Here is a 23,497-nt window from a genome sequence, read left to right as displayed (position 1 = left end):
CGCCAAGCTTGGATGCTGCGCGCTACGGATCGACATAATCGTGATAGCTTGCGCTTTGTCGATACCTCGGATGCGTTGACTGGAGCTTCACATGCGCCTGCCGGGCCTCTTTGGTCCGCCCGAGTTTCTCCAGCGTAAACATCTCGTAAAGTGCAGTCGGCAGGAAATTCGGATTTCTCCGGATGCCCCTGCGGAACTGCGCCAGTGCGGCTTCGAAGTCGTTCTGAGCAAAGTAGGCAAATCCAAGAGCGAAAATATACGTGACACTGTAACTTGGGTTGAGCTCAAAGCCCCGATCGATGGCCTCCACTGCACCTTGACCCTCGTCCATCGACGACAGGATCAGGGACTGCCAGAGGAATCCGTCGGCAAAGTTCGGATCCAGTGCAACGGCCTTTTCCGCTACTTCGGCGGCCCGTTCCAACTGACGATCCCACCTCAAGGCCCAGGCCAGATTGGCATGCGCCATGGGCAAGGCGGCATCAATCTCGATCGCCTTTGCCGACAGCGCCAGTGCCCTGTCCACCGTTTCAAGCTTGGAGGGCATATAGCCGGCGATGAATGCAAACGTCAGCGCACGGGCCTGCCAGGCATAGGCCTCCGCATAACCGGGATCGGCTTCAGTAGCCCGGGCAAACAGGGCAATTGCCTCGCGCACACCGGATGGATCAAACCCATAAAAGCTTTCCTGCCCGCGCAGGAACAGATCATGTGCTTCCAGGCTCCTGGTATTTCTGTGGACAAGCCTTTCCGCCTCCTGATCGCTCAACGCGATCTCCAACGCGGCGATGACCCGCGCTGATACCTCGTCCTGTATCTCGAAGAGATCGGTCAAATCACGGTCGAACCGCTCCGCCCAGACATGGGCTTCCGTCTCCACGTCAATCAGCTGTGCATTGATCCGCAACCGCCCGGCATCGCGCCGGACGCTGCCTTCCAATACGTAGTGAACACCGAGGTCAGATCCGATCTCGCGAATGCTTGCCGGACGATCCTTGTATACGAATGTGGAATGCCGCGCGATCACCCGCAGGTTCGACAGCACGGACAGATCGGTGATGATGTCTTCCGAGATACCGTCGCTGAAATATTCCTGGTCCTCGTCCGTGCTCATATTATCGAACGGCAGCACCGCGATCGACGGTTTGCCAGCGCCGGCGTCCTGTGGCGGGTTGCCGGGCGGCGCGCTGGTGCCATAGAACCACGCCCCCATCGCCAACCCGGCCACAACCAGCGCAGCGAGGACGGGTCGCGTCAGGTCGGACAGCGCTGAAGGCCGATCAGGTCGTGTCTCTGGCAGCTTCATCCTGGTTGGCACAAACTCGATCATCGGTGCGTAACCGCCCTTGGGCAGACTGATGATCGTCCGGTCATTCAGCCCGGGATGAGCATAATATTCGGCCAGTTTCGACCGCAGCCGCCCGGCTTCCACGCGCACAATGGAATCCGTTGTCGGATCGAACGTCTCGTTCTTGTCGAACACGTCGATGCCGACGGCATACTGGCTGAGCTCACGCTCTCTTCCCTCCAGTGCTGCTTCCACGATATAGCGCAGAAATCGGCTCTGCCGTTCGCCATGGGCAAAGACGTCACTGTCGAGGATCCGGTGAAGCTGATCCCGAATGGTTTGCGAGGTCGACTGGTCCCAATTTGACATGTCAGGTCCCTCCCCCAATTCGGATGACTTTACGGCATCGCAGAACACCCGTCCATTTCAACTCGGCCCGCCGCCGTGCGCCGTGGGTAACGCTGCCATCAGTTCCTGATCTGGTGCGCGACGCTGCGGTTTTAAACCCCTGACCCAAGACGTTTTTTCCCCGCAAGCCCGGCGTTGCGGCAACGTTACTAACCGTAACCAACTCCCATCCGCGGATTGCAGACAGCATTGTTGGCGGACCAACCAAAGGCAGACACCATGCAATCAGCACCCTTGATACCTCCTCTCCCCCGTACCAGCCCTCGAACCACGCACCGTTCCACGCTGCCGGCTGCCCGCCGCTTCCAAAGCCTTCGGCAGGGTGCGGCGGCCGCGCTGATCGCGGGCGCTTGTCTCGTGATGCCCGCCCAGGCGTCCGAGACCAGGATAGCAGGCCTGACCACATCACTGGCCCCGGCGGACGGGTTTGCCGAGTTCGGCGATACCGGCACTGATCGCAGTTTCCACTTCGAGATCAGCTTTCTGGAAACGGTTCTGTCTTATGGCCCAAGCGATGACGCCCGTCCGGTTTTCCTTCTTGCCAACGCATACATTATCGCAAGTCAGCAGAACCACGGGATCGCGTTTTTTGACAGGCAACTGGTGCAATTCGGCGCCCGGATGTCCGATATCACCCGGTCCTCTTACCTTGCCGCGCAAAGCCTGTTGCGGGCAACCTATGCCGACAGGGTGCCCTTGCTCAAACGCATCAGCTGGGTGAATGCCACGTTTCGCACTCTTGAAACCGCCGAGACGCTTTCAGGCGGAAAGAACCCGCTCGTCAAGTGGTCGGCCGGGCTAATCTATGCGCAGGTACCGGGTATTTTTGGCAAACGAGAGGCGGCAATTGACGCACTCAACTGGCTGGTGGACCACCCGGAGACCGAGCCGACACCGGGATTTTTTCGGGAGGCATATAGATACCTTGCCGAATTGCTGACCGAAGATGGTGATGCACAGCTTGTGCAGATGCTGCGCCAAAAATCAGGTTATCACGGACAACCGCCCGCAGTTCCCTTCACGGGGTGGTTTGCGTCATCGTCAGACAGCGGCCTGCTGTTTGCACCAACACCATGGATCGAAGAGGTGGTGCCCGACAGGGTTTTCGCGATACGCGGTTTCGGGTTTTCAGACTTCCATTTCGTGGTGTCGGCGAACGGTGCCAACCTCATCTCGATCGATGCTGGAACACAGCCCTTCAGCGCCGAGGCCGCGCTTGCATTCCTGGCCGAGCACCGGCCAGATCTGCCGCCCCTGACCCATGTTCTGGTGACCCACGCGCATTGGGATCACATTGGCGGCCAGTCGCACTTCCGGTCGTTGTCGCCGCAGCCGCTTTTCATCGGTCACGACAACTTTGCCCATACGATTGCCAAGAACACCTCGCGTGTTCCCCGGTACCAGCAGTTTCGCAGCCGTCACTGGGAAGACGCATGGGTTGCATCCTATCAACCCGATGTTGCGATCCGCGGGGCGACAGAAATGGAGATCGGCGGTTCGATCATACGCTTCGTGCCCACGCAGGGAGGGGAAACCGAAGACGCGCTGCTGATCGAATTCCCAGCACTTGGCACGCTCTTCATGGGTGACGCCCTGATGCCATTCTTTGGTGAACCCTGGGAGGAGGAAGGCAGCGTTGACGGGGCCATCGAGTCAATTGACGCAGCATTGGCAATGAACCCAGAGCGGATCCTGCATGGCCATTACGGGATCACAATCATCTACGACGCCCATCAACTGCCCGCGTTTCGCGATGCACTCGCCTGGCTGGCGGAAGAAACCCGCAGGCACATAAACGTGGGCTACGCGGCGGCGGACGTCGTCAAGCTTAACCTCATCCCACCGGGTATCGAGCGTCATCCGGAAGTCTTTCTGGGCTACCTTGCCGCGTATGAGGCAGCAATCGGGCGCATCGCGGACAGCATGACCGGGATCTGGCAGGAAGATGTGACCGGTCAAGCCCCCTCGGGTCTCGATGTGGTGGGATCGGTCGAATACGGCCGCATGCTGGTTGAATATCTTGATCTGTCGCCGAGGGAGATTGCGACGGGTCTGCGGAATATGCTGAATGGCGGTGACAATGCGCTGGCGTTGAAGATGGCAGTCGCCGCTGTCAACGCCGATCCCGCAAACGCCGCAGTTCGCGAGTTGCGGAACGAGGCTGCCGACCGGTTGCGAAGCGCAAATCAGTATTTCAACCCGTTCAAGTTCGCCACCTACACGGAGCTGCGCGACACCGAACACTTGCCGATCCCACGCCATGACAATGGGGACACCGACGACATGGCAACGGCGCTTAAAAACGCTGAATGACCCGCAAAGCCAGATCAGACGCAGGATGCGACATCCGCGCGGAGACCACACCCAACCGTCAGCTGGCCACCACCTGACACGTCGCGCGCGATGCCCCCAGCGGGCCGCTCCTGCCGCCCCTTGGACATCGCGCGTGGCCCTGCCCGAAAAGGATACCCAAAATGCGCACCAATTCAGACTTTACATCGACCTATGGGCCATGGGCCGTTGTCACCGGCGCCTCCTCCGGTATCGGTGTTGCAACGGCCTATGCGCTCGCGTCGCAGGGGCTCAACGTGATATTGGTCGCACGTCGGCAACTGCTGTTGGATACACTGGCTCAGGACCTCGCACACCGCTTCGGAGTTGAGGCGATCGTTGTCGCGGCAGACCTGACGACGCCGGAAGGGGTTGCAGCCGTTCGAACCGGGACAGCCGACTATGACGTCGGATTACTCGTCAACAACGCCGGTCGTGAAGACAGCGGTCATTTTGTTGGGAGCGATGCGCAGAACGCCCTGCAAACCATCGACCTGAATATCCGGGCACCGTATCTGCTGGCACATCATTTCGCGCCGAAGCTGGTTGACCGAGGACGCGGCGGCCTTGTTTTCCTGTCCTCGATCGTGGCCTTGCAGGGTGTGCCTTACATCGCGAACTATGCAGCCACCAAGGCTTATGATCTGGTATTGGCAGAAAGCCTCGCAAGCGAACTGGAGCCCAGAGGCGTTGACGTGCTGGCCGTAGCGCCGGGGTTCACCGCGACCAATCTGTCTCCTGATTTTGATTTCTCGGGTATGAGCATCAAGCCCATCAGCCCTGCCCTTGTCGCAAGCCACATCCTGAGGGACCTGGGGCGGCGCCGTCTGTCCGTTCCCGGGAAGATGAACCGGTTTCTGGTAATCATGGGCAAACGTGTCTTTTCCCGCCGTCAGAACACGCAGACCTTCGGCAAGGTATTCCGCAAGGTCCTGCGCCGCAAATTATCCGCGCGCCCAAAACCAACCCGCACCGCCGCGTGATGCGACACCACAGAGAGGCCCGCGTGAAAGTGGCCACCCCTCGAAATCCATCGAACCTGTCCGTCGCGCTCAGGCTGGTCATTCTGGCTGTTGCGATCCTCATGAACACGCACGCCGGGGACACCGGCGGGCTCGACCACATCCCTGCGGGGGGAGGTCACAGGCACGGTGTTCAAAGCCTTGAGAGCACCTGGATTGGGCAAACATTTCATCTGCCACCACACCTGTTTGTCGGCTCCATTCCGGGCAGACCGGGTGCCGGGCGCAGTCTGTCGGCGGCGGAAGTGGCGATGTACCGAAAGCCCTCTGAAACCCTCGGAAGCTGTCAGCCAACGCTGGTCTGGTCACGCAAGATGCCCATGGCCGGCCAGCCCGCCGATGTCGCGGCAGAGATCAGCGCCCACGGCGAGTTGTTCTGCAACTCCGATCTGCCGAAACTGTCTTTCCACACTCCGCCGGGCGCTTTGATGCCACCGGCAATGGCCACGCTGGTCATTGCACATGCGAAGAACCTCGCGGCCGTCGATCTCGGCCCGGGACACCGCAATCTACAGGAATTCAAGCCCCACCGAATTGAAGCCGAACTGGCGAACTTATTGGAATAATTTCAAAAATAAGGCGCCACGGCCTGCCCGGACTTCTGCCGCGAACCACATCTTTACAATAACAAGTATTTTATATACCAATTAAATCCGAAATGGAATCGCCTATCGAAAGGACCGACATCATGAGCATGGAGCTTCTCAGGCATGGCGAGTTGAAGCGTCGGCAGCTCCAGCATGGTGCAGCCGCGATCGGCATCACCGAGGAGTTCATCACCCACGTCGTCGCCGACTTTTACACAAGGATCAGACGGCATCCGGTCCTTGGGCGCATCTTCGATGCGCAGGTTGGCGACAACTGGGATGAACATCTGGCAACGATGCGGCGGTTCTGGTGCTCCGTGGCGCTCAATACCGGAACCTATTCCGGCAAACCGGTGATTGTGCACACGGCCCTGCCGCAGATTTCACCAGCCCACTTCGACATCTGGCTGGGCATCTTCGAACAGACGCTCGATGCGCGCGCTCCCACGACCGCTGCCAAGGAGCACATGATGATCCGCGCGCAGCGCATCGCCAGGAACCTGCAACTGGCCATCGCCACCAGAGACGGACAACAGGGATGAAAACCGTGACTGTCAGAGCATTCGTGGCCCTGTCGTTCCTGTGGGCCGGTGTCTCGCTGGGCGGCAATCTGATTGCCGCGCCTGCGAAATTCACCGTCGAGACGCTTCCCCTGCCTCTCGCCCTGCAGGTCGGGCGGGCACAGTTTCACTGGCTCGGGTACGCTGAGGTCATCCTGGCACTGATGCTGGTCGCCATGTCGCCGCGGATCACCAGACGGTCAGGCCTGACCATGCTTGTGGCACTCTGTGCGCTCGCTGCACAGCAGGGCGTTCTGCTGCCGCAGCTCTCCGCACGCACCGACCTGATCGTCAGCGGCCAGACCCCCGCTGGCACGTCCCCGCATCTGATTTTCGTCTGTGCCGAAGCAGTGAAATTCGCAGCACTCATCGCGACGGGATGTTTTGCACTCTCGCGCGCTGTCTCCCCTCCTTCTTATCGGAGATCACAGCATGCAAACCCCTGAAAACACACTAGCCTCCAGCAAGGCGCGTATCGTTGACGCACCAATCGGCGGGGTTGTCAGCCGGTGGTTGCGCTGCGCCTTACGTGACTTTCGCACCTACCCGCGGCTGTCGGTCGCCTATGGCCTTGGTCTCTTCATTGCGGGGTGGGTTTTGCTTGTTGCGCTCTGGCGTTTTGGACTTGGCTGGATGATCCTGCCAACGCTGGCGGGCTGTATGTTGGTGGGCCCCGTTGTCACCATTGGCCTCTACCGGATCAGCAGACGCGCACAGGGCAGCGGCGGTCGCGGGGTCGCATCCCCGGGGCAGGTCTTGCTCGCTGGCACGATCCTCATGGTGTTTGCCCTGACATGGCTGCGCGCCGCCACCCTGATTTTCGCGGTGTTCTTTGGCCTGCTGCCTTTCACAGGCCTGCTTGAGACGCTGATCACATTGCTGTCCACGCCGCGGGGCATCGCCACCGTCATCTTCGGCACGATCACCGGTGGCCTTTTTGCGGCGCTCGGGTTTGCGATATCGGTTTTCTCCATTCCGATGCTGATCGACCGGGAGGTCGACTGCTTCACGGCCATGGCGCTCAGCTTCAATGCCACGACCCATAACTTTGGTCTGATGATCGTCTGGGCGGCACTGATCACGGCATCTGTCACGCTGGGCGTGCTGACCGGACTGCTCGGCCTGATCTTCATTTTCCCGATCCTCGGCTTCGCGACATGGCACGCCTACTGCGATCTTTTCAAAGGATAATCCGATGACCGCCTCCCCGCCCGATAACCTCCGCAAATACGCGGAAACCAGGATATTTACGAAAGAGACGATCCCCGGGGTGTTGTTGAAAAGCCATCGCACAAACCCGGAATCCTGGGGGCAGATCGTTATTCTGAGCGGGGCGCTGCTCTACATCCGCGCGCACCAGCTGCCCCAGCGTATTGTGCCGGGCGCTCCGGGAACAATCGTGCCCAATGAGCTTCACCGGGTTGAAACCGCGGGTGCGGTGACCTTCCGGGTGGACTTCTACCGCGCGTACCGGGAGGCAGCGAAATGAGCCGGTCCGACAAGATCGAAGGCGCCGTCAGCGCGCTGATCCTCATCTGTGTCTTTCTGCTGGGTGTCGCCATTCTCGGGTGGGGGCGACAGGCCGGGTACGTTCTGCACGGTTGGCTGATCGCGGCGGCGGCAGCTTGCGGCCTGCTCTACTTGCTGAGGCTGTTTTCAGATCCCCCGCGTGACATCCCGCTCGCCTACAAGGATGACGTCATCAAATGGGGCGTTCTGCTCTGCTTTGTGTGGGGTATTGTCGGCTTTACAGTGGGCGACGTGCTCGCGTGGCAACTGGCGGTCCCCTCCCTCAACGGCGACATGGGGTGGAGCAACTTCGGTCGCATGCGCCCTGTCCATACCACGGCCGTGCTCTTCGGTTTCGCCGGCAACGCCCTGATCGCCACGTCGTTCTACGTGGTCCAGCGCACCTCCCGCGCGCGCATCGCCAGCGAGACCGCGCCCTGGATGGTTCTGGGCGGCTATAACCTCTTCGTGCTGCTGGCCGTCACCGGGTATCCGCTTGGCATCACGCAATCGCGCGAATACGCCGAGCCGGAGTGGTACGCCGATCTGATCCTGTTGTTTGCATGGGTCAGCTACCTGGTGCTTTACCTGCGCACGCTCGCCCGCCGCGCCGAGCCGCACATCTACGTCGCCAACTGGTACTTCCTCGCCTACATCGTGGTGATCGCGATGCTGCATACGGTCAATAACCTCGCCGTGCCGGTCTCCATCGCCTATCCCAAAAGCTACGCGCTTTTCTCCGGTGTTCAGGACGCCATGACCCAGTGGTGGTACGGCCACAACGCCGCGGGCTTCCTGCTGACATCCGGGTTTCTTGGCATGATGTATTACTTCCTGCCCAAGGCCGCCGGGCGCCCGATCTATTCCTACCGCCTGTCCATCATCGGGTTCTGGGGCATCACCTTTCTGTATCTGTGGGTGGGGTCGCATCACCTGCATTACACAGCCCTGCCCGACTGGGTGCAGTACCTTGGCATGACGATGTCGGTGATCCTGCTGGTGCCAAGCTGGGGCACCGTTTTCAACGGTATTTTCACCCTGAATGGCGCGTGGGACAAAGTGCGCACAGACCCGGCAATCCGGTTCATGATGGTGGCTGTTCTGTTTTACGGACTGACCACATTCGAGGGATCGTTCCTCGCGATCCGTCCGGTCAACACGCTCAGTCACTACACGGATTGGACCGTGGGCCACGTCCACGCAGGCGCGTTGGGCTGGGTCGCTTTTCTGACCTTCGGTGCGATGTACAAGATGGTGCCCTGGATCTGGCACCGCGACGGGGTCTACTCCCTGCGACTGGAAGCCTGGCACTTCTGGCTCGCGCTGTCCGGCACGCTTATCTATGTCGGCGCGATGTGGAACAGCGGGATCACCCAGGCGCTGATGTGGCAAACATACGACGCCAACGGGGCCTTCGTTTTTGCCTTCATCGACACAGTGGACGCGATGCGCCCGTATTTTTTTGCACGCGCAATCGGCGGGTTCCTCTACCTGCTGGGCGCCTGCATCGGCGCGTACAACATCTACCGGACAGTGACCGGGCCGCGCCGGGCGCCGCTTGGCACCGATGAACGCCCCCTGACCCTAAACGCCGGAGAATAGCACAATGGGCACCCGACATCAGAAACTCGAACGGCATTCCATCGCATTTACCCTCGTGATCCTCTGTGTGGCTTCGCTGGGCGGGCTTTTCGAGATTGCGCCCTTGTTCACCATCGAAAACACCGTTGAGAAAGTGGACGGCATGCGCCCCTACACTCCGCTGGAACTGGCCGGGCGGGACATCTACGTGCGCGAAGGCTGCTATGCCTGTCACAGCCAGATGATCCGCACCCTCAAATCGGACGTCGATCGCTACGGGCACTACAGCCTTGCCGCCGAAAGCATGTACGACCACCCGCATCAATGGGGTTCAAAACGCACAGGCCCCGACCTTGCGCGCGTGGGGGGGAAATACTCCGACGCATGGCATGTGGCGCACCTGCGCTCACCGCGTGAGGTTGTCGCCGGATCGGTCATGCCGGGGTATAGGTTCCTGTCCGACCAACGGCTGAATACCGACATTCTGCCTGCATCGCTGCGCGCAAACCAGCGCGTCGGTGTTCCCTACTCCGCAGAGCAGATCGAGCACGCGTCCGAGGATGCCCGCTGGCAGGCCGACCCCGAAGCGGGCTTCGAGGATGTGTTGACCGGCCGCTACGGCGACAAGATCAACATTCGCGACTTCGACGGCCAGCCGACCCGCGTTACCGAAATGGATGCCCTCGTCGCTTACCTTCAGGTGCTCGGAACACTCGTGGATTTTGCCACCCTTGATGCGGAGGACGCCGCGCGATGACACATGATGCTGTTTTGTATTTCTCGAAAACATGGGGCGCGCTCTACCTCGCGGTCGTGTTCTGTCTAGCCGCGCTCTGGATCTATTGGCCGTCGCGCAAACCGATCTACGACGCTGCGGCAGTCTCCCCCCTGAGCGATGAGGAGATTGAGCGGTGACATCTGAAATCGATCAGGCAAGTGGTCAACCGACAACCGGCCACGAGTGGGACGGCATCCGGGAACTGGACACGCCGGTGCCCCGGTCAATGTCCCTCTGTATGTGGGTCAGCATCGCGGCCAGCGCCGTGCTGTGGGTCTTGTACCCGGCATTCCCCTTCATCAATGACTACACGCGAGGCGTGCTGGGCTACTCATCGCGCACAACCGTGACCCAGAAGGTGAACCAGGGAAATGCAGCAAGGCAGGCCGCGTTCCGCATCTTTGCCGACAAGACGGTAACCGAGCTGGCGCAGATTCCGGACCTGAAACACCGGTTTGGTGAAGCAATCGGCGTGCTCTACCGGGATAACTGTTCGGCCTGCCATGGCCGCGACCTTGCAGGGCAGGCCAATTTCCCGAACCTGGCGGACGCGCACTGGCTCTGGTCCGGAACGCCGGACGACATCGAACTGACGCTACAGCACGGGATCAACCATTCAAGCGAAGATACAAGATACGCCGAGATGCCCGCATTCGGGCGCGACGGGATGCTTGAAAAAGACGAAATCGCGCAGGCGGTCGAGTATGTACTGAGCCTCTCCGGCAGCGATCATGATACAGGGCTGGCGGAAATCGGCGCAGGGGTCTTCGCCGACAGCTGCGCCGCCTGTCACGGTGACGCGGGCACCGGGGGGCTGGGCAACGGCGCGCCCAGCCTTGCCGACGGAGCCTGGATCTACGGCGGGTCGCGTGATGCTCTGCACGAAACGCTTCGACATGGTCGTGCGGGCGTCATGCCCGGGTGGGCAAACCGCCTGTCACCCGAAGAGATCAGGATGCTCACCCTCTACGTCCTGTGGGCAGGTCAAGATGACAAGCCATAGCGAGAGAGAACCGCGGTTTCGAAACAGAATGTACCTTTTCATGCTCCTTTTGTTGCTGGCCTATATGGGCATGAAGGCATGGCACGTCAGCATCGCCGTTTCCGCCTTTGAAGGCCAGGTTCTTGAGGGCAACACGCCGGGAGCCGCAAAATGACGCAGGTGGCCACAACCGACAGCCTGACCTGCACGCTGGAAGGGGCAACCTGCGCAGGATGCATTGCGAAGATCGAAGCGCTGCTGAACAGGCAAAACGGTGTCATTCTCGCGCGCGGCAATGCCTCGCTGAAACGCATCCGGCTGGTGTGGGACCCTGCCTTGCAGTCCCCGGAGAGCCTGATACGGATGATCGGCGACGCCGGTTACAAAGCGTATCCATTTCTGGCGGGCACGGCTGCGCCCAAAGAGCCGATGCTGCTGCCGCATCTGGGCGTGGCCGCTTTCTGCATGATGAACATCATGGTTTTATCCTTCTCCGTCTGGACCGGACATGCGACCGACATGGGGCCGGGAAGCGTTCAGTTCATGCACTGGATTTCCGCTGCGCTGGCGACACCGGTTGTCCTTTATTCGGCGTCCGTGTTCTACCTGCCCTCTCTGCGCGCGCTGAAAAAGACCGCCATGACGATGGACACGCCCATTTCCCTCGCCATCATGATTACCTACGCCGCAAGCCTTGCCGAGGTGTTGCGAGGCGCGCCGCATGTCTATTTCGATGCGGTGGTATCACTGGTCTTCTTCCTCCTCATCGGGCGTGTGCTGGAACGCTCCCTGAAACGGCGATCTGACGATGCGGCTGCAAACCTGCGCCAACTGATGAACACGCGAGCACAAAGACAGACTGCCGCCGGAACCCTTGAAGACATCGACGCAAACGCGCTCGCGCGCGGCGACGTCGTTGTCGTGGAGACCGGGGAACGCGTCCCGGCGGACGCGGTTTTGATGTCGGACACCTCGCAAATCGACGAAAGCATCATCACCGGAGAAACCCTGCCGCGCACCTTGAGCAGGCACGACGCTATCGTCGCAGGTTCCATTGTCTACGCTGGCCCCGCCGTCATGCGTGTCACCCATGTCGGCGATGATGCGCAGATCGGTCAGATTACCCGGATGATCGACATCGCCAGTACCCACAAGAGCCGCTCCCAACTCCTCGCGGATCAATTTGCCGCCGGTTACATCCCGATTGTCCTGATTGGCGGGCTGGCAGGTTTTGCGCTTTGGTATCTGCTGCTGGGGGCCAGTTTTGCCGATGCGGTGATGGTTGCCGTCGCGGTCCTTGTCGTCACCTGCCCCTGTGCCGCCGGGCTTGCGACGCCGGCCGTGTCATCCCGCGCGGTGAACCACCTCATGAAGATCGGGATTGTTGTCAAGTCGGGCGACGCGCTGGAGCGGCTGGGCGACGCCACGTCGGTGATCTCGGACAAGACCGGGACACTCTCGACGCCGCTGCCGGTTCTGGTCGACACGCGGCACACGCTGGAACTGCACCAGGCATCGCGCCTTGCCGCAGCCAGCAGGCACCCCCTTGCCGCAGCGCTGTGCCAGGACCGGAATGCGCAACCGCTGGACGGCCTTGTCGAGGTACCGGGGCATGGCATGAAAGCACCCGATGGCAGCCGCCTGGGATCCGCCGGGTTTGTTGGTGCAAGCGGCAAAGCTGTGGACGGGCCCGCGTTGTGGTTCAGGTCGGCGGAGGGCAAGACCACCCGGTTCGATTTCAGCGAAGCACCCCGTCCCGAAACCGAAGGCTTTTTGATCGGTCTGCGTGATCTGGATATCCCCGTCTGCCTGCTCTCCGGTGACACGCCACGATCCGTTCGGAAGTTCGCAAGGCAGATCGGCGTGCCCGAATGGCGCGGCGGCGCACAGCCGCAGGACAAGCTGGACGTTCTGCGGGCCGCAAAAGCCTCGGGTGATAAACCCATTATGTTCGGCGACGGTATCAACGACGCGCCGGCGCTGAGCGCGGCGCATGTCTCCGTCTCCTTTGCGAGCGCAACACAGGTCGCTCAAGTCGCAGCAGATGTGGTTCTGACCCGGCCCGCGCCGGACCTGCTGCCCGTTGCCATTCGCATCGCCCGAAAATCCCGCGCGCTGATCCTGCAGAACCTGCGGTTCTCCGCCACCTACAACGTGGTAACGGTACCGCTGGCCCTCGCCGGATATCTAAGCCCGATGATCGCGGCCATCCTGATGTCCACTTCATCGATTATCGTGCTGGCCAACGGGCTGCGTCTGAAGGTGCCGGAATGACCGCGATCATATTTCTTATTCCGATTTCGATCGGGCTGGGCATCATGGCATTGGCGGGTTTTGTGTGGTCGGTGGCGGCGCGACAGTACGAAAACATGGACAGCGACGCGCACCGCATTCTGACCGCCGAGGATATCCCGCTGAGCGAGGCTGAAAAGGCCATGCTGAACGACCCGGATGTGCAATGGTAAGTGCCCAAGACCATAAAAATGGTCTTGCGGGCAAAGCGATGGGGACGGACCCAAGGCGTTTATGCCGCTGCCTCTTCGCGCCCTGCAAGGCGGCATGGTCATTCATCGACAGCAGCGCGACGAAAAAACGGTCATATTGGCGACGGAATGCTCAGGCCCGCAGGCGACAAATGCGCCAAGGCAAAACCGGATGATCACGATCTTCGCCACCTCGTTGCGGATGCACGATCCGCTCTAGATCGCAAAACACACCAGCGTCAGCGCAAAACTGACCAGTGACTTGGTGAGGCGCATTTTGCCTGTCGCGCTTTGTAGGTGGAGACCCGCTCTTAACTGAGAAAAAAATGCTAATTGAAATTGGTACTGTTAATACCATTAATTCCTGTTTATCTGTTCTTGCCATGCAACTGTCCAAATTTACCGATTATGCCCTGAGGACACTGATGCATCTTGCAGTGGCTGAAGGTCATATCCTGACAACCCGCCAGATCGCTGAAATTCATCAGGCGAAGTACAATCATCTCGCAAAGGTGACCCAGTGGCTGGTGCGCGAGGGTTATGTCGTCTCTGTCCGCGGCCGGACGGGCGGCATCCGGCTGGCGAAGCCGACGTCGGAGATAAACATCGGGCGGCTGGTGCAAAAGCTTGAAAGCCAGTCCGAGCTTGTGGAGTGCATGCGAGCCGACGGGGGCAATTGCATTCTGGCCCCCAAATGCGGGCTGACCGGCGCGCTGATCGCCGCGCAGGATGCGTTTTACGCGTCGCTCGGGCAACTGACACTTGATGATCTGAGCAATAAAAACCCAGGCATGCACAAGATCCTGAGCAGATTGAACGCAGGCTAAGCCAAGCCCCGGCCCGATAGCTGCCGCAGACGCTTGGCAATGCGCCTCCCCGCGTGGTCATTCCAGCTTGTCGCGCCCGGCATCAGGTGCCGTTGCGCGTCAGCAGATCCTCCTCCCCCTCCTCGACACGCGCCGTGACCTGCTGTTGCAGATCTTCCGTCTCGTTTGTGAGATCGGCGTCGATCTTGGAATGGGCTGGTTCATGCGCCTGTGGCGCGGAATCCGTGATCGTAACCGGTCCGCCGCTTGCTGTTGTTGCTTCTTCTTGCGCATTGATGATCGGGATCCCCTGCGGAAAGATAACCTCGCGGGCTTCGTCAGGCATCGAAATGCCACCTTCGGTCAGCGCTTTTTTCGCCTGTCGCAGCAAAGCAGACTTGAGCTTGAGCGGCGAGAGCCTGGAAAAGTCGTACCAGTAGTAGACTTTGATGTTGACGGTCGAGGCACCAAGCGAGTCCACCAGAACCATGGGGGGCGGGTCGTCATAGACCGTTTCGTTTTCCGTCAGCAAATTGGTGATGATCTGCTGAACCTGTGCGACAGATGCATCATAACCGATCCCGATATCAAAGGTGGCGCGCCGCTTTGCAGCCGCGGAGAAGTTCTCAATCGTGTTTTTGAAAACCGCGGAGTTCGGAATTTGAATATGGTTCCCCTCGCCGGAGATCAGAACCGTGCTGCGGGTATTCATGCTTTGCACCAGGCCTTCCTGACCATCCACACGAATCCAGTCACCCCGCATGAAAGGTTGGCGGATGCTCAACAACAGGCTGGCGAGAAAGTTCTCGGCGATATCCCGAAACGCGAAACCGATCACGATACCCAGAACCCCGGCCCCGCCCATCACCGATAGCGCCAGCTGTGTCAGCCCCGCCACCTGAAGCACTAGGTAGAGCCCCAGCAGGAAAAACGGAAAGGAGATGGTCCGCGCGATGATATCTTTCAGGAAGGGCGAGCCTACGCCGTCACCCATCATCCAGCGGGCAATGCGCGACACCAGACGTGCCAGCATCCATGAAAGCGGCAGGATGAACACCGACAACAGAACCAGCGGCATCGCGGCGATGGCCTGTTGCATGAAGTGTCTCAACTCACGTCTGGCCGGATCGAGCGTCCAGGACACCGTCTGCTCGACCTCCAGCCTGTTGACCACCGCGACCACACCATCCGTTTTCGCCGCAAGATCGCGCGCCCAGGACCGGTGATCAGAATTGGCCACCGTCCCGTCCAGAAAGGCCACACCCTCCTGCACGCGCACGGTCGGGTTCCCGAACCAGTTCGTGGCCTCAAAGATATCCTGAATGCGTTCCGCTATCCGCGTGTCACTGGCCGTGGGTTCCAGAGCAACCGTCTGATCCGGGGCGGATATCTCCGGGTCCTGTGTTTCCTGCGCGACAGCCGTTGTGCCTATGAAAGCGCCCAGCAAAAAACCTGCGAGGAACCGGCGAAAATGGTGCATTCTGAAACTGGTCATCTGATTTCCTGATTTACCGCCGCCACGGAGGAAGACGGTGCAAGTATAAGACCGCATTTGCGCGGGCCGCCCTGGGGCATGAAACCCATGCGGTCATTCCAGACAACGCTAGCAGCCGGCGCGCTGTATTATCCATCAAAACCAACAGCTCATGGAGATTTTTTGTTCCCGCTCGCTCCTGCAATCGATTCAGAGGAACCGATGACAAGTGTCGCGCGTTTGATCAGCACGTCAATCGGACCCGAGAGTCCCATCAACCCGGTCAAGGTGAGAATCCGATATGAGCCTCACATATTACCCAGACTCGATGCCCGGCATAAGACGTCATCGGCGGGGCCGCGGTTTCACCTATGTCGCACCAGATAACACGCGCATCGATTGCGCAACCGAACGGGCGCGCATCGCGGCCTTGGCCATCCCGCCCGCCTATGACGACGTCTGGATATCGCCGATTGAGAACAGTCACCTGCTGGCAACCGGCAGAGACGCACGATCGCGCAAGCAATACAGATATCACCCGGAATGGTCGGCGGAAAAATCAGCAACCAAGTTTTCCCAACTGGTTGAGTTTGGCCGGTCCCTGCCCGCTTTGCGCCGCAAAATCGCAGCCGGGTTGCGCGGCGAGGCCGGTGACAGCGCATTGGCGATTGCTGCGGTTCTCGCGCTGATGGACCGCGCTTCCCTGCGTGTCGGCAACCCGGTCTACACCCGGGAAAATGGCAGCTACGGCGCCACGACTCTGAAGTCGAAGCATCTGTCGATCACGGACGGGACCATCCGCCTCAGCTACACGGCAAAGGGCGGCCAGCCGGTGCGCAAAAAACTGAACGGTTCAGCCTTGCAGCGCGCGCTGCAACGATGCCGGCACCTGCCCGGAAAGAACCTGATCACATGGCTTGACGACACCGGCACGCCGCAGAAGGTACGTTCTGACGAGGTCAACGCATGGATCGAGGATATCTGCGGAGAGGGGATGACGGCAAAGTCGTTCCGCACGTGGAACGGATCGGTCGCCGCCTTTAACGCGGCTTGCGCACAGGGGCCGGTCACCATCAAGGATGTAACGGAGACTGCGGCCGAAGAGCTGCATAATTCGCCCACAATCGCCCGCAACTCCTACATTCATCCACAGGTACTTGAGCTGGCGCAGATGCCGGATGCAGAACGCCACGCGAAACTGGATGGCCTTGACGACGTCGAAAACGCCTTGTTCCGCGCGGGCGAAGGCCGGCTGCTCGCATATCTGCAAAGCGGATAGACACCTGTTACGCCGCAGGAACGCCAACCCCCGTGGCCACACAATGAGGGCTGCGGAAAGATCTGCGCGGCCCAAACCGATGCTACCTTGCCATAGGGTTACGAGGCTTCCGCCGATTTGGCCCCCACGAAGGTCCAGGCGTCCGAATAGCCCGACACTTCGAAAGCCTTCGCCTCGACCGGGATAATCTTGTCCATCAAACCGATCATCTTCTTGGCCCGATCAGGCGCGCCGATGACCGCGTATCGGTCGACGTGTTTCAAGGCCCGGAAACGGGATTCCAGAACATCGCCATCGAGCATGGCATCCCAGTCACTGCCCGTGAAGGCGGAAAGGTCCATCAACATGTTCACCTTGTCCTGCCGGTCGAACACGTCGTTCATGAATTTCGCCAGCGCTTCGGAGGCATCGTCGTCAACATGCCCTTTGATCCGAAATGCATAGACGTTCGGCGATGTTGTGGGGATCTGTGTGATTGGCCCATAGGAAAATCTGGTCATAGCTTCGGCACTCCCTCGATTGAAAAAAGGCCGGGGGACACCCCCGGCCTTTGCCTGAAGATCAGCCCTCGTATTCCGGCTGGCCTTCGAGCGATTTCTGGCTGGCGTCGATGTACACACGGACGTTGCCATCTTCGCTGCGCACGATCTGCAATTCGTCGAAAGTCACGGCCACGGGACGTTCGCCCAGACCAAGGAACCCGCCCACGTCAATCACGGCGCGGTCCAGCTTGCCCGCGTCCGTCAGGAGCAGTTGATCAATCTCGCCGACATCTTCATCGCCCGGTCCATAGACCCGTGCGCCTGTCAGGTCTTCGGTGGTCAGATCATCGGCTTTCACGGTGCTGTACCCGTCACGTTCCACACTGGGCGCCGTCAGCATCTCGCGCTTGTCATACCCCATGGCCGACGTTTCGGTGGCAGAAGTTTCCGGAGCTTCATAGGCGGGTGCTGCCTCAAAATTGGCCACGCTCGCATTGACAACGAGAAAGTATTCGTCTGCGTCCTCGCCGTCACTGATGAATTTCAGTTCCGACATGTCGATTGCCACGTCTTTTTCACCGATGCCTACAAAGCCACCGACGCCCACAATGACGGATTCCACCGACCCTTCGCGGTTGAGAACAATGTCGTTGATCTCGCCGATATCATCCCACTGCTTCTCGCCATCCGCTTCGACGGTTGTCGTGGCCGACAGATCAGTTTCGGTGACATACACACGCGCACCCAGGATGTCGGATGCACTTACATGCATGGCCTTATCAAAGGTCAGTTCAAAGAATGCGCTCGAATGCGCGTCTGCGAAAGCCGCTGTCGACAGAACGAGAGCTGTTGCGGTTGATGCCATAAGTTTCTTCATTTTTTTCTCCTGATTTTGGGCCGATACAAGCTCGGCGGTATGGATCACAAACAGCACCAGTCCGGGATTGGTTCCCGACAAAATCGAGCTGCGGCAACAAAAGTTGTATCGTGGCAAATTTCTGTTTTTAAACGATTTATCCCGGAACTATGCGCCCCTTCAAACGTTTTCCTTCGTTTGGATCCAGCACCCCGCCCGTGGTCACTTTCCGCGTGATCAGCACGGTCCGCGCACCGCATGCCGAACGGCATCTGCAAAACCTCCAAGGGGCCCCCTGATAGGCTGATTTGTCGGTCTCGGCGCTGGCAGCATTTAGATATGTGCTTGAGCCCGTGACGACCTTCGCACCCGGGCGCGCGCTGAGATCAAAAAATCCGTCGGGAACAATTTCCAGTGTCGCCGGTTAATGACTCAGGCGCGGGACAGGCAGTTGATGTCGGTTGTCGCGCCCGAAGGCAATCAAGGAAGGTATGCTCATGAACCGCGTAATTTACATCATTGGACTCATCGTCGTGGTCTTGGCCATCCTGTCCTTCCTGGGTCTGCGGTGAGCCGAGGCAAGCCGGTGTCTTCGTGCCGGGCCGGCGCGGCGGCCCTTTGCGCCCTTATACTGGCGACCTCCGGGGCACGCGCTGAACAGGTTGGGAACGTCGATGTCGACTGGCTGGGCAATGATATCGTCATCGAGGCATTCGAGGACCCCAAAATCCAGGGTGTCACCTGTCACGTAGCCTATTTCGACCGGGGCGTTATTGACCGGTTGCAAAACGGCAACTGGTTCGAAGACCCGTCAAATTCCTCCATCGCCTGTCGTCAAACAGGACCCATTGTCGTGGGTGACATCGACCGCTCCGATGAAGGCGAAAGTGTTTTCTCCGAAAGACGCTCCATCGTCTGGAAGAGCCTCAACGTGAAGCGCATTCTTGACGCAAACTCGCAAACCCTGATCTACATCGCCCATGCACGCGAAGTGCAAAAAGGATCTGCCAAGATGTCGATCTCTACCGTGCCACTTTTCCAGAAATGATGATATGTGCCCGTCGACGTGCGTTTGAAACTCGGGCATCAGCCCAATTATGACAGGCACCGGGTCCGCCGCGCGTGTGAGCCCGGACGTCTAAAGCAGAGAAACTGGTAACATGCGCAGCGATATCAAATCACTCAGGCGAAGCCTGACCATTCTCACGACCATCGCGATCTTCGCGGTGGTCTATTTCGCCCGCGATCTTGTGCTGCCTGTCATGCTCGGTTTTCTCTTTGCTCTGACGCTGAGCCCGATCAACCGATATCTGCAAAAATTTGGGCTGCCCGCGGCAGTTTCCGCCGCATTTTTGATCTTTCTGTCTGCATTGAGCATCGGCGCTGTCGTGTTTTTTGCCGGGGACACGGTACGCTCCTGGACAGAGGACGCGCCGAGTATTGCGCGGGAACTGAAACACAAGCTGAGCGGCGTGACAGAGGCAATTGACGCGGTGAAAGATGCGTCTTCGCAGGTGGAGGAAATGACCGCGGCGCCGTCCGACGGACCGCAGGAAGTTGTCGTTCAGCAACCGGGCTTGCTCAACTCGGCCGTAACGGTTGTCGCCAGCAGCGCCACGTCGATTGGGGTGGCGCTCATTCTCGCGTTGTTTCTGCTCTCCTCCGGGGATCTTTTTTACATCAAGCTTGTCAGGGCCTTCCCGAAACTGAGCGAAAAAAAGAAAGCGCTGGCCACCGTCTATGACATTGAACGTCAGGTTTCGGGCTACCTGCTGACGATCACCGCGATCAATGCGGGCCTGGGAGTATCGGTCGGGGTCGCTCTATGGCTGATCGGTCTGGAATATGCCTACGTGTGGGGCATTGCCGCCTTCTTGCTGAATTACCTACCCATATTGGGCGGTATTGCGGGCACACTCCTCGTTGCGGTGCATGCTATCATTTTCTTCGACAGTTTGTCGTTCGCTCTGGTCGCGCCACTTGTCTATCAAACACTGACGTCCATCGAAGCGCAGTTCATCACGCCTTACCTGATTGGGAAGAGACTGAAGCTGAACATCGTTGCGGTCTTCCTGACCGTCGTCTTGTGGGCGTGGTTGTGGGGGGTCGCCGGCGCCCTTGTGGCCGTGCCATTCCTGCTGGTGTTTAAAATTATCTGTGACAAGATCGACGAATTGCATATCATCGCCAATTTTCTGAGCGCCGCTGAAAACAATGCCAGGCTGAGCGGCTGACCAAAGCATTGCCCAGCCATTGGCAAAGCGACCCCGGGCAGGTTTAAATGCACCGAGGTTTGTTGAAAGCTGCCACTTATCAAAGGGACACTACTTGAGAATTTCCCGAACGCAGATTGTCCCCACCCCCAGACGGGCAGCGGTGCCTGACAGGTGGCATGCAGGCGATGCACGGGGCTCGCGCTTATGAGAAACCGTGCCCTTTTTCTGAAGCTGGCACAGGATATCCGCGCCAGTTATTGGTTTATTCCCGCCGCTCTGGTGCTTGCGGCGCTGGCCTTGGCGCATGCATCCGAATGGGTCGATCGTCACACCGGCATGCTGCCGTTTCAACTCCCAGCCGCTTTCATCGACACACAGGTCGATGGCGCGCGCAGCACCCTGTCCACCATCGCGACCTCGGTGATCGGCGTCACGGGCGTGATGTTTTCAATGACGGTTGTCGCTGTGTCCTTTGCCGCAGGCAACTACGGACCACGGCTCATCGGCAACTTCATGCGGGACCGGGGCAATCAAATCAGCCTCGGTATCCTGATCGCCACGTTTGTCTATGCGCTCTCGATTCTGCGTGCTGTTCAGGATCCTTCAGAGGCCAGCGGTGTTGATGCCTTTGTGCCGCAGTACTCGATGCTGATTGCAATGATCGGCTGCGTTATTGCCGTCTTTGCAATGATCTACTTCGTGCACCATGTCCCCGAAACGATCAACGTGTCCAACATCACCGCCAATCTGGGGCGACAGCTGGAACTCGAAGTTACCAAGATGATCGAAGCGGATGCGGAATTGACGTCATCCTCTGCTCCCGAGGTTCCTGACAGTGACCCTGATAACACGGTCTCATTGTTGACGGCAGGCTACATCCAGACGCTGAATTACGATCAGATCGAGGCCTTGAGCACCCGCGAAAACTGGACAATCCGGGTGGACAAACTGCCTGGTGACTTTGTGACCCGTTATACCACGGTTGTGTCGGTCTGGGCCGGCGACAGCCTCAGCGACCAGCAAGTGACCGAACTGCGGGACTGCTACGCCGTTGGCACCAGCCGCACCGAACACCAGAACGTGTTGTTCCTGGTCGACGAACTGGTCGAAATGCTGGCGCGCGCCCTGTCGCCTGGTGTCAATGATCCCTTCACGGCCATTAACTGCCTGAACTGGATGCACAACGCGCTGAAAGTCTCGCAGTTTCAGGGCGATGGAATGGTCGAGGACGGCGCCAGAAAGCACCTGTTCCAACCCAAAATGACCTATGACACGCTGTTCCAACGAAGCTTTGAAGCGTCGCTGCCCTATTGCGAAGGCGACCATCTTGCACACGCGCATTACAAAATGCTGGTCGCAGACCTGCAAGGAAAAGCATAACGCGATTCCACGCAAACTGTGCCCACTCACATCGTTGCAGGTCCGCCCCTGATCTCTGCTCCCGGAACGCCCACCGCGTCCGACCGGGCGCAGCCAGTCGGTGCCGCTCAGATGAGCGGGCGCACTTTCACGGGTTCTAGTTCCAGATCGGCCACACCGGCCAGTTCCGCCAGATCGTGAATTTTCAACTGGCCATCGGCCCAGACCACAAGCTGACGTTCGCGCAACCGGGCGAGAGTTTTGTTGGTGTGTACCAGAGACAGCCCCAGTGCATCGGCGATGTCCTGTTGCTTGAATGGCAACGGCATCATTCCGTTCTGTACCAATCCCAGCGCATCCGCCCGCTGAAAGATGCGTACCAGCGCCCAGGATACCGCGCTCAGGGCGTCACGCTGCCCGACCGTGGTGAGCGTATCGCCGAGGAAGTGCTCTTCGGTCGCCGCGAGCCACGTAATGTCGAAAGCCCGCGCCGTGGAGTTGCGAAAGAAATCAAAGAAATCGCTTCGGTCAAAAACACAGAGCGTCATATGGGTCGTCGCTTCGACGGAGTGCCCCATCTCGCCCAGCATGCTGGCCTGCAAACCGATAAAATCGCCCGGGAAAATGAAGTTGATAACCTGCCGGCTGCCATCAGCAAGGGTTTTGTACCGCAGCCCCATGCCCCGCAGCGCAGTATAGAGCTGTGGCGCGTTCGACCCTTCCATCAGGATCGGCGTCCCGGGATCCACCGCCAACTCGCCCGATTTGAAGCGCCGTGTCTTTTCCAGCTCGTCCGCCGTCATCTCCTGGAAGATGGAATTTTTGCGCAGCGGGCAGGACTTGCAATCGGTGACCATAAAAAAACTCCTTGCTATGTCATAGTTTAATGCGAGACAGCCCAATCGGTTCCATACTGGCGCATGGAACTGAGGATCATGCCAATGAAACAGGCGCTGTTTGTCGGAATCGTGGTGAGTGACCCGTTCGTATCTCAGGATATAGCCGATATTTTTTCTTTCTGGCGTTCAGCGTCCGTTTGCAGGATTTTCAACTCCGTCAAGGAGGCACGCATGACCCCGCGTGCCTCCTTCGATCCAGACCTGATTGTGGTCGCCGCAGATCGTGGGGGCGCGCTGAATGCCGATCCCGATGACAGCGAGTGGCTTCAGAAAAGATCGGTGATCACGCTTGACCTGCGCCAGACGGACGATCATCCGCAGTGGCAACATCTGACGCGCCCCTTCACACAAACACAGGTGATCGAGGCAGCGGCACGGTTGGTCAAGACATGCTGTTCCGGGGTCAGCAACTAATCCGTCACTTCTGCCGACGCGCGCAGAACGCCAAGCGCCGGTCGGCTGCGGCATGCGCATCGCGAAAACCGTTTCCTCGTTGCGCTCAGCAGCCCCGCGCGCCCTGCTGGCCGACAGCGCAGGGGGAGCGCGAAAATCGGTTGACCCCCAGCCTGCGCATTGACCTTTTCTGCTGATCGAAGA

Annotated in this window: 25 protein-coding genes; 20 read left to right on the top strand and 5 right to left on the bottom strand. The window is 59.3% G+C overall.

Going from position 1 to position 23,497, the window contains the following annotated elements; all coding sequences use genetic code 11:
• Positions 1 to 22: 22 nt before the first annotated feature.
• Entirely contained in the window at positions 23 to 1,657 is a 1,635-nt protein-coding gene (locus tag KX928_RS06705; protein WP_219500358.1) for a tetratricopeptide repeat protein, read from the bottom strand.
• A 273-nt stretch (positions 1,658 to 1,930) separates the two neighbouring features.
• On the opposite strand from KX928_RS06705, the gene KX928_RS06700 reads away from it, so the two are divergent.
• The 15 genes from KX928_RS06700 to KX928_RS06630 all read left to right on the top strand — a co-directional run bounded on the left by KX928_RS06700 (position 1,931) and on the right by KX928_RS06630 (position 14,356).
• Positions 1,931 to 4,009, top strand: a complete 2,079-nt coding sequence (locus KX928_RS06700; protein WP_219500356.1) for an MBL fold metallo-hydrolase — start codon at positions 1,931 to 1,933, stop codon at positions 4,007 to 4,009.
• A 161-nt stretch (positions 4,010 to 4,170) separates the two neighbouring features.
• Positions 4,171 to 5,010 (top strand): SDR family NAD(P)-dependent oxidoreductase, encoded by an 840-nt coding sequence (locus KX928_RS06695; protein WP_219500355.1) that lies wholly within the window; start codon positions 4,171 to 4,173, stop codon positions 5,008 to 5,010.
• 23 nt (positions 5,011 to 5,033) lie between these two features.
• Positions 5,034 to 5,615, top strand: coding sequence for a hypothetical protein (locus tag KX928_RS06690; RefSeq protein ID WP_219500354.1), 582 nt, complete (start codon positions 5,034 to 5,036; stop codon positions 5,613 to 5,615).
• A 122-nt stretch (positions 5,616 to 5,737) separates the two neighbouring features.
• Complete coding sequence (locus tag KX928_RS06685; RefSeq protein ID WP_219500353.1) at positions 5,738 to 6,178, top strand: group III truncated hemoglobin; 441 nt, start codon at positions 5,738 to 5,740, stop codon at positions 6,176 to 6,178.
• Positions 6,175 to 6,642 carry a hypothetical protein gene (locus tag KX928_RS06680; protein WP_219500352.1) on the top strand — a complete coding sequence of 156 codons (468 nt, stop codon included), beginning with the start codon at positions 6,175 to 6,177 and terminating at the stop codon, positions 6,640 to 6,642. The genes KX928_RS06685 and KX928_RS06680 overlap by 4 nt, the downstream gene beginning before the upstream one ends.
• On the top strand, positions 6,629 to 7,387 hold the full coding sequence (locus tag KX928_RS06675) for a DUF2189 domain-containing protein (RefSeq protein ID WP_219500351.1): 759 nt from the start codon (positions 6,629 to 6,631) through the stop codon (positions 7,385 to 7,387). The genes KX928_RS06680 and KX928_RS06675 overlap by 14 nt, the downstream gene beginning before the upstream one ends.
• A 4-nt stretch (positions 7,388 to 7,391) precedes the next feature.
• Positions 7,392 to 7,685, top strand: coding sequence for a TehB-like domain-containing protein (locus tag KX928_RS06670; RefSeq protein WP_219500350.1), 294 nt, complete (start codon positions 7,392 to 7,394; stop codon positions 7,683 to 7,685).
• Entirely contained in the window at positions 7,682 to 9,307 is a 1,626-nt protein-coding gene (gene ccoN, locus KX928_RS06665) for a cytochrome-c oxidase, cbb3-type subunit I (RefSeq protein WP_219500347.1), read from the top strand. Before KX928_RS06670 ends, ccoN begins: the two co-directional genes overlap by 4 nt.
• Positions 9,308 to 9,311: 4 nt before the next feature.
• A complete protein-coding gene (gene ccoO, locus KX928_RS06660) occupies positions 9,312 to 10,043 on the top strand; it encodes a cytochrome-c oxidase, cbb3-type subunit II (RefSeq protein ID WP_219500346.1) in 732 nt (243 codons plus the stop codon).
• Positions 10,040 to 10,201: a cbb3-type cytochrome c oxidase subunit 3 gene (locus tag KX928_RS06655; RefSeq protein WP_219500345.1), complete on the top strand. Its 162-nt coding sequence runs from the start codon at positions 10,040 to 10,042 to the stop codon at positions 10,199 to 10,201. The genes ccoO and KX928_RS06655 overlap by 4 nt, the downstream gene beginning before the upstream one ends.
• Positions 10,198 to 11,067 carry a cytochrome-c oxidase, cbb3-type subunit III gene (gene ccoP / locus KX928_RS06650; RefSeq protein ID WP_219500344.1) on the top strand — a complete coding sequence of 290 codons (870 nt, stop codon included), beginning with the start codon at positions 10,198 to 10,200 and terminating at the stop codon, positions 11,065 to 11,067. The genes KX928_RS06655 and ccoP overlap by 4 nt, the downstream gene beginning before the upstream one ends.
• Positions 11,068 to 11,217: 150 nt before the next feature.
• Complete coding sequence (locus KX928_RS06645; protein ID WP_219500342.1) at positions 11,218 to 13,320, top strand: heavy metal translocating P-type ATPase; 2,103 nt, start codon at positions 11,218 to 11,220, stop codon at positions 13,318 to 13,320.
• Complete coding sequence (gene ccoS, locus KX928_RS06640) at positions 13,317 to 13,511, top strand: cbb3-type cytochrome oxidase assembly protein CcoS (RefSeq protein WP_219500341.1); 195 nt, start codon at positions 13,317 to 13,319, stop codon at positions 13,509 to 13,511. Before KX928_RS06645 ends, ccoS begins: the two co-directional genes overlap by 4 nt.
• A gap of 61 nt (positions 13,512 to 13,572) precedes the next feature.
• Positions 13,573 to 13,749 carry a hypothetical protein gene (locus tag KX928_RS06635; RefSeq protein ID WP_219500339.1) on the top strand — a complete coding sequence of 59 codons (177 nt, stop codon included), beginning with the start codon at positions 13,573 to 13,575 and terminating at the stop codon, positions 13,747 to 13,749.
• Between the two features lie 163 nt (positions 13,750 to 13,912).
• Positions 13,913 to 14,356, top strand: coding sequence for an RrF2 family transcriptional regulator (locus KX928_RS06630; RefSeq protein WP_219500337.1), 444 nt, complete (start codon positions 13,913 to 13,915; stop codon positions 14,354 to 14,356).
• A gap of 82 nt (positions 14,357 to 14,438) precedes the next feature.
• Here KX928_RS06630 and KX928_RS06625 read toward each other — a convergent pair whose 3' ends face one another.
• Positions 14,439 to 15,830, bottom strand: coding sequence for a mechanosensitive ion channel family protein (locus KX928_RS06625; protein ID WP_219500336.1), 1,392 nt, complete (start codon positions 15,828 to 15,830; stop codon positions 14,439 to 14,441).
• Between the two features lie 280 nt (positions 15,831 to 16,110).
• On the opposite strand from KX928_RS06625, the gene KX928_RS06620 reads away from it, so the two are divergent.
• Positions 16,111 to 17,088, top strand: coding sequence for a DNA topoisomerase IB (locus KX928_RS06620; protein ID WP_219500335.1), 978 nt, complete (start codon positions 16,111 to 16,113; stop codon positions 17,086 to 17,088).
• Positions 17,089 to 17,186: 98 nt separating this feature from the next.
• On the opposite strand, the gene KX928_RS06615 is transcribed toward KX928_RS06620, so the two are convergent.
• Together KX928_RS06615 and KX928_RS06610 are read right to left on the bottom strand one after the other, a co-directional pair.
• Entirely contained in the window at positions 17,187 to 17,588 is a 402-nt protein-coding gene (locus KX928_RS06615; RefSeq protein ID WP_219500334.1) for a SpoIIAA family protein, read from the bottom strand.
• A gap of 61 nt (positions 17,589 to 17,649) precedes the next feature.
• Positions 17,650 to 18,447, bottom strand: a complete 798-nt coding sequence (locus KX928_RS06610) for a PRC-barrel domain-containing protein (protein WP_219500333.1) — start codon at positions 18,445 to 18,447, stop codon at positions 17,650 to 17,652.
• A gap of 607 nt (positions 18,448 to 19,054) precedes the next feature.
• On the opposite strand from KX928_RS06610, the gene KX928_RS06605 reads away from it, so the two are divergent.
• The 3 genes from KX928_RS06605 to KX928_RS06595 all read left to right on the top strand — a co-directional run bounded on the left by KX928_RS06605 (position 19,055) and on the right by KX928_RS06595 (position 22,022).
• Positions 19,055 to 19,474, top strand: a complete 420-nt coding sequence (locus KX928_RS06605; RefSeq protein WP_308342294.1) for a CreA family protein — start codon at positions 19,055 to 19,057, stop codon at positions 19,472 to 19,474.
• Positions 19,475 to 19,586: 112 nt separating this feature from the next.
• Positions 19,587 to 20,660 carry an AI-2E family transporter gene (locus KX928_RS06600; protein ID WP_257883620.1) on the top strand — a complete coding sequence of 358 codons (1,074 nt, stop codon included), beginning with the start codon at positions 19,587 to 19,589 and terminating at the stop codon, positions 20,658 to 20,660.
• 186 nt (positions 20,661 to 20,846) lie between these two features.
• Positions 20,847 to 22,022: a DUF2254 domain-containing protein gene (locus tag KX928_RS06595; RefSeq protein WP_219500332.1), complete on the top strand. Its 1,176-nt coding sequence runs from the start codon at positions 20,847 to 20,849 to the stop codon at positions 22,020 to 22,022.
• Positions 22,023 to 22,129: 107 nt separating this feature from the next.
• Here the strand turns inward: KX928_RS06595 and KX928_RS06590 are convergent, their stop codons facing one another.
• A complete protein-coding gene (locus KX928_RS06590) occupies positions 22,130 to 22,858 on the bottom strand; it encodes a Crp/Fnr family transcriptional regulator (RefSeq protein WP_219500331.1) in 729 nt (242 codons plus the stop codon).
• A gap of 213 nt (positions 22,859 to 23,071) precedes the next feature.
• Here KX928_RS06590 and KX928_RS06585 point away from each other — a divergent pair, with 213 nt between their 5' ends.
• Entirely contained in the window at positions 23,072 to 23,314 is a 243-nt protein-coding gene (locus tag KX928_RS06585; RefSeq protein ID WP_219500330.1) for a hypothetical protein, read from the top strand.
• The last annotated feature ends 183 nt before the right edge of the window (positions 23,315 to 23,497 follow it).

The sequence above is a fragment of the Roseobacter insulae genome, from assembly GCF_019375555.1.
GTDB lineage: Bacteria > Pseudomonadota > Alphaproteobacteria > Rhodobacterales > Rhodobacteraceae > Roseobacter > Roseobacter insulae.
Note: the sequence above shows the minus strand (reverse complement) of the source record. Positions and strands in the feature narration are given on the sequence as shown.

Coding starts and splice junctions, on each gene's coding strand:
- KX928_RS06705 (WP_219500358.1), bottom strand. CDS start 1,657: ATGTCAAATTGGGACCAGTCGACCTCGCAAACCATTCGGGATCAGCTT.
- KX928_RS06695 (WP_219500355.1), top strand. CDS start 4,171: ATGCGCACCAATTCAGACTTTACATCGACCTATGGGCCATGGGCCGTT.
- KX928_RS06685 (WP_219500353.1), top strand. CDS start 5,738: ATGAGCATGGAGCTTCTCAGGCATGGCGAGTTGAAGCGTCGGCAGCTC.
- KX928_RS06680 (WP_219500352.1), top strand. CDS start 6,175: ATGAAAACCGTGACTGTCAGAGCATTCGTGGCCCTGTCGTTCCTGTGG.
- KX928_RS06675 (WP_219500351.1), top strand. CDS start 6,629: ATGCAAACCCCTGAAAACACACTAGCCTCCAGCAAGGCGCGTATCGTT.
- KX928_RS06670 (WP_219500350.1), top strand. CDS start 7,392: ATGACCGCCTCCCCGCCCGATAACCTCCGCAAATACGCGGAAACCAGG.
- ccoN (WP_219500347.1), top strand. CDS start 7,682: ATGAGCCGGTCCGACAAGATCGAAGGCGCCGTCAGCGCGCTGATCCTC.
- ccoO (WP_219500346.1), top strand. CDS start 9,312: ATGGGCACCCGACATCAGAAACTCGAACGGCATTCCATCGCATTTACC.
- KX928_RS06655 (WP_219500345.1), top strand. CDS start 10,040: ATGACACATGATGCTGTTTTGTATTTCTCGAAAACATGGGGCGCGCTC.
- KX928_RS06645 (WP_219500342.1), top strand. CDS start 11,218: ATGACGCAGGTGGCCACAACCGACAGCCTGACCTGCACGCTGGAAGGG.
- ccoS (WP_219500341.1), top strand. CDS start 13,317: ATGACCGCGATCATATTTCTTATTCCGATTTCGATCGGGCTGGGCATC.
- KX928_RS06635 (WP_219500339.1), top strand. CDS start 13,573: ATGCCGCTGCCTCTTCGCGCCCTGCAAGGCGGCATGGTCATTCATCGA.
- KX928_RS06630 (WP_219500337.1), top strand. CDS start 13,913: ATGCAACTGTCCAAATTTACCGATTATGCCCTGAGGACACTGATGCAT.
- KX928_RS06625 (WP_219500336.1), bottom strand. CDS start 15,830: ATGACCAGTTTCAGAATGCACCATTTTCGCCGGTTCCTCGCAGGTTTT.
- KX928_RS06620 (WP_219500335.1), top strand. CDS start 16,111: ATGAGCCTCACATATTACCCAGACTCGATGCCCGGCATAAGACGTCAT.
- KX928_RS06615 (WP_219500334.1), bottom strand. CDS start 17,588: ATGACCAGATTTTCCTATGGGCCAATCACACAGATCCCCACAACATCG.
- KX928_RS06610 (WP_219500333.1), bottom strand. CDS start 18,447: ATGAAGAAACTTATGGCATCAACCGCAACAGCTCTCGTTCTGTCGACA.
- KX928_RS06600 (WP_257883620.1), top strand. CDS start 19,587: ATGCGCAGCGATATCAAATCACTCAGGCGAAGCCTGACCATTCTCACG.
- KX928_RS06595 (WP_219500332.1), top strand. CDS start 20,847: ATGAGAAACCGTGCCCTTTTTCTGAAGCTGGCACAGGATATCCGCGCC.
- KX928_RS06590 (WP_219500331.1), bottom strand. CDS start 22,858: ATGGTCACCGATTGCAAGTCCTGCCCGCTGCGCAAAAATTCCATCTTC.
- KX928_RS06585 (WP_219500330.1), top strand. CDS start 23,072: ATGACCCCGCGTGCCTCCTTCGATCCAGACCTGATTGTGGTCGCCGCA.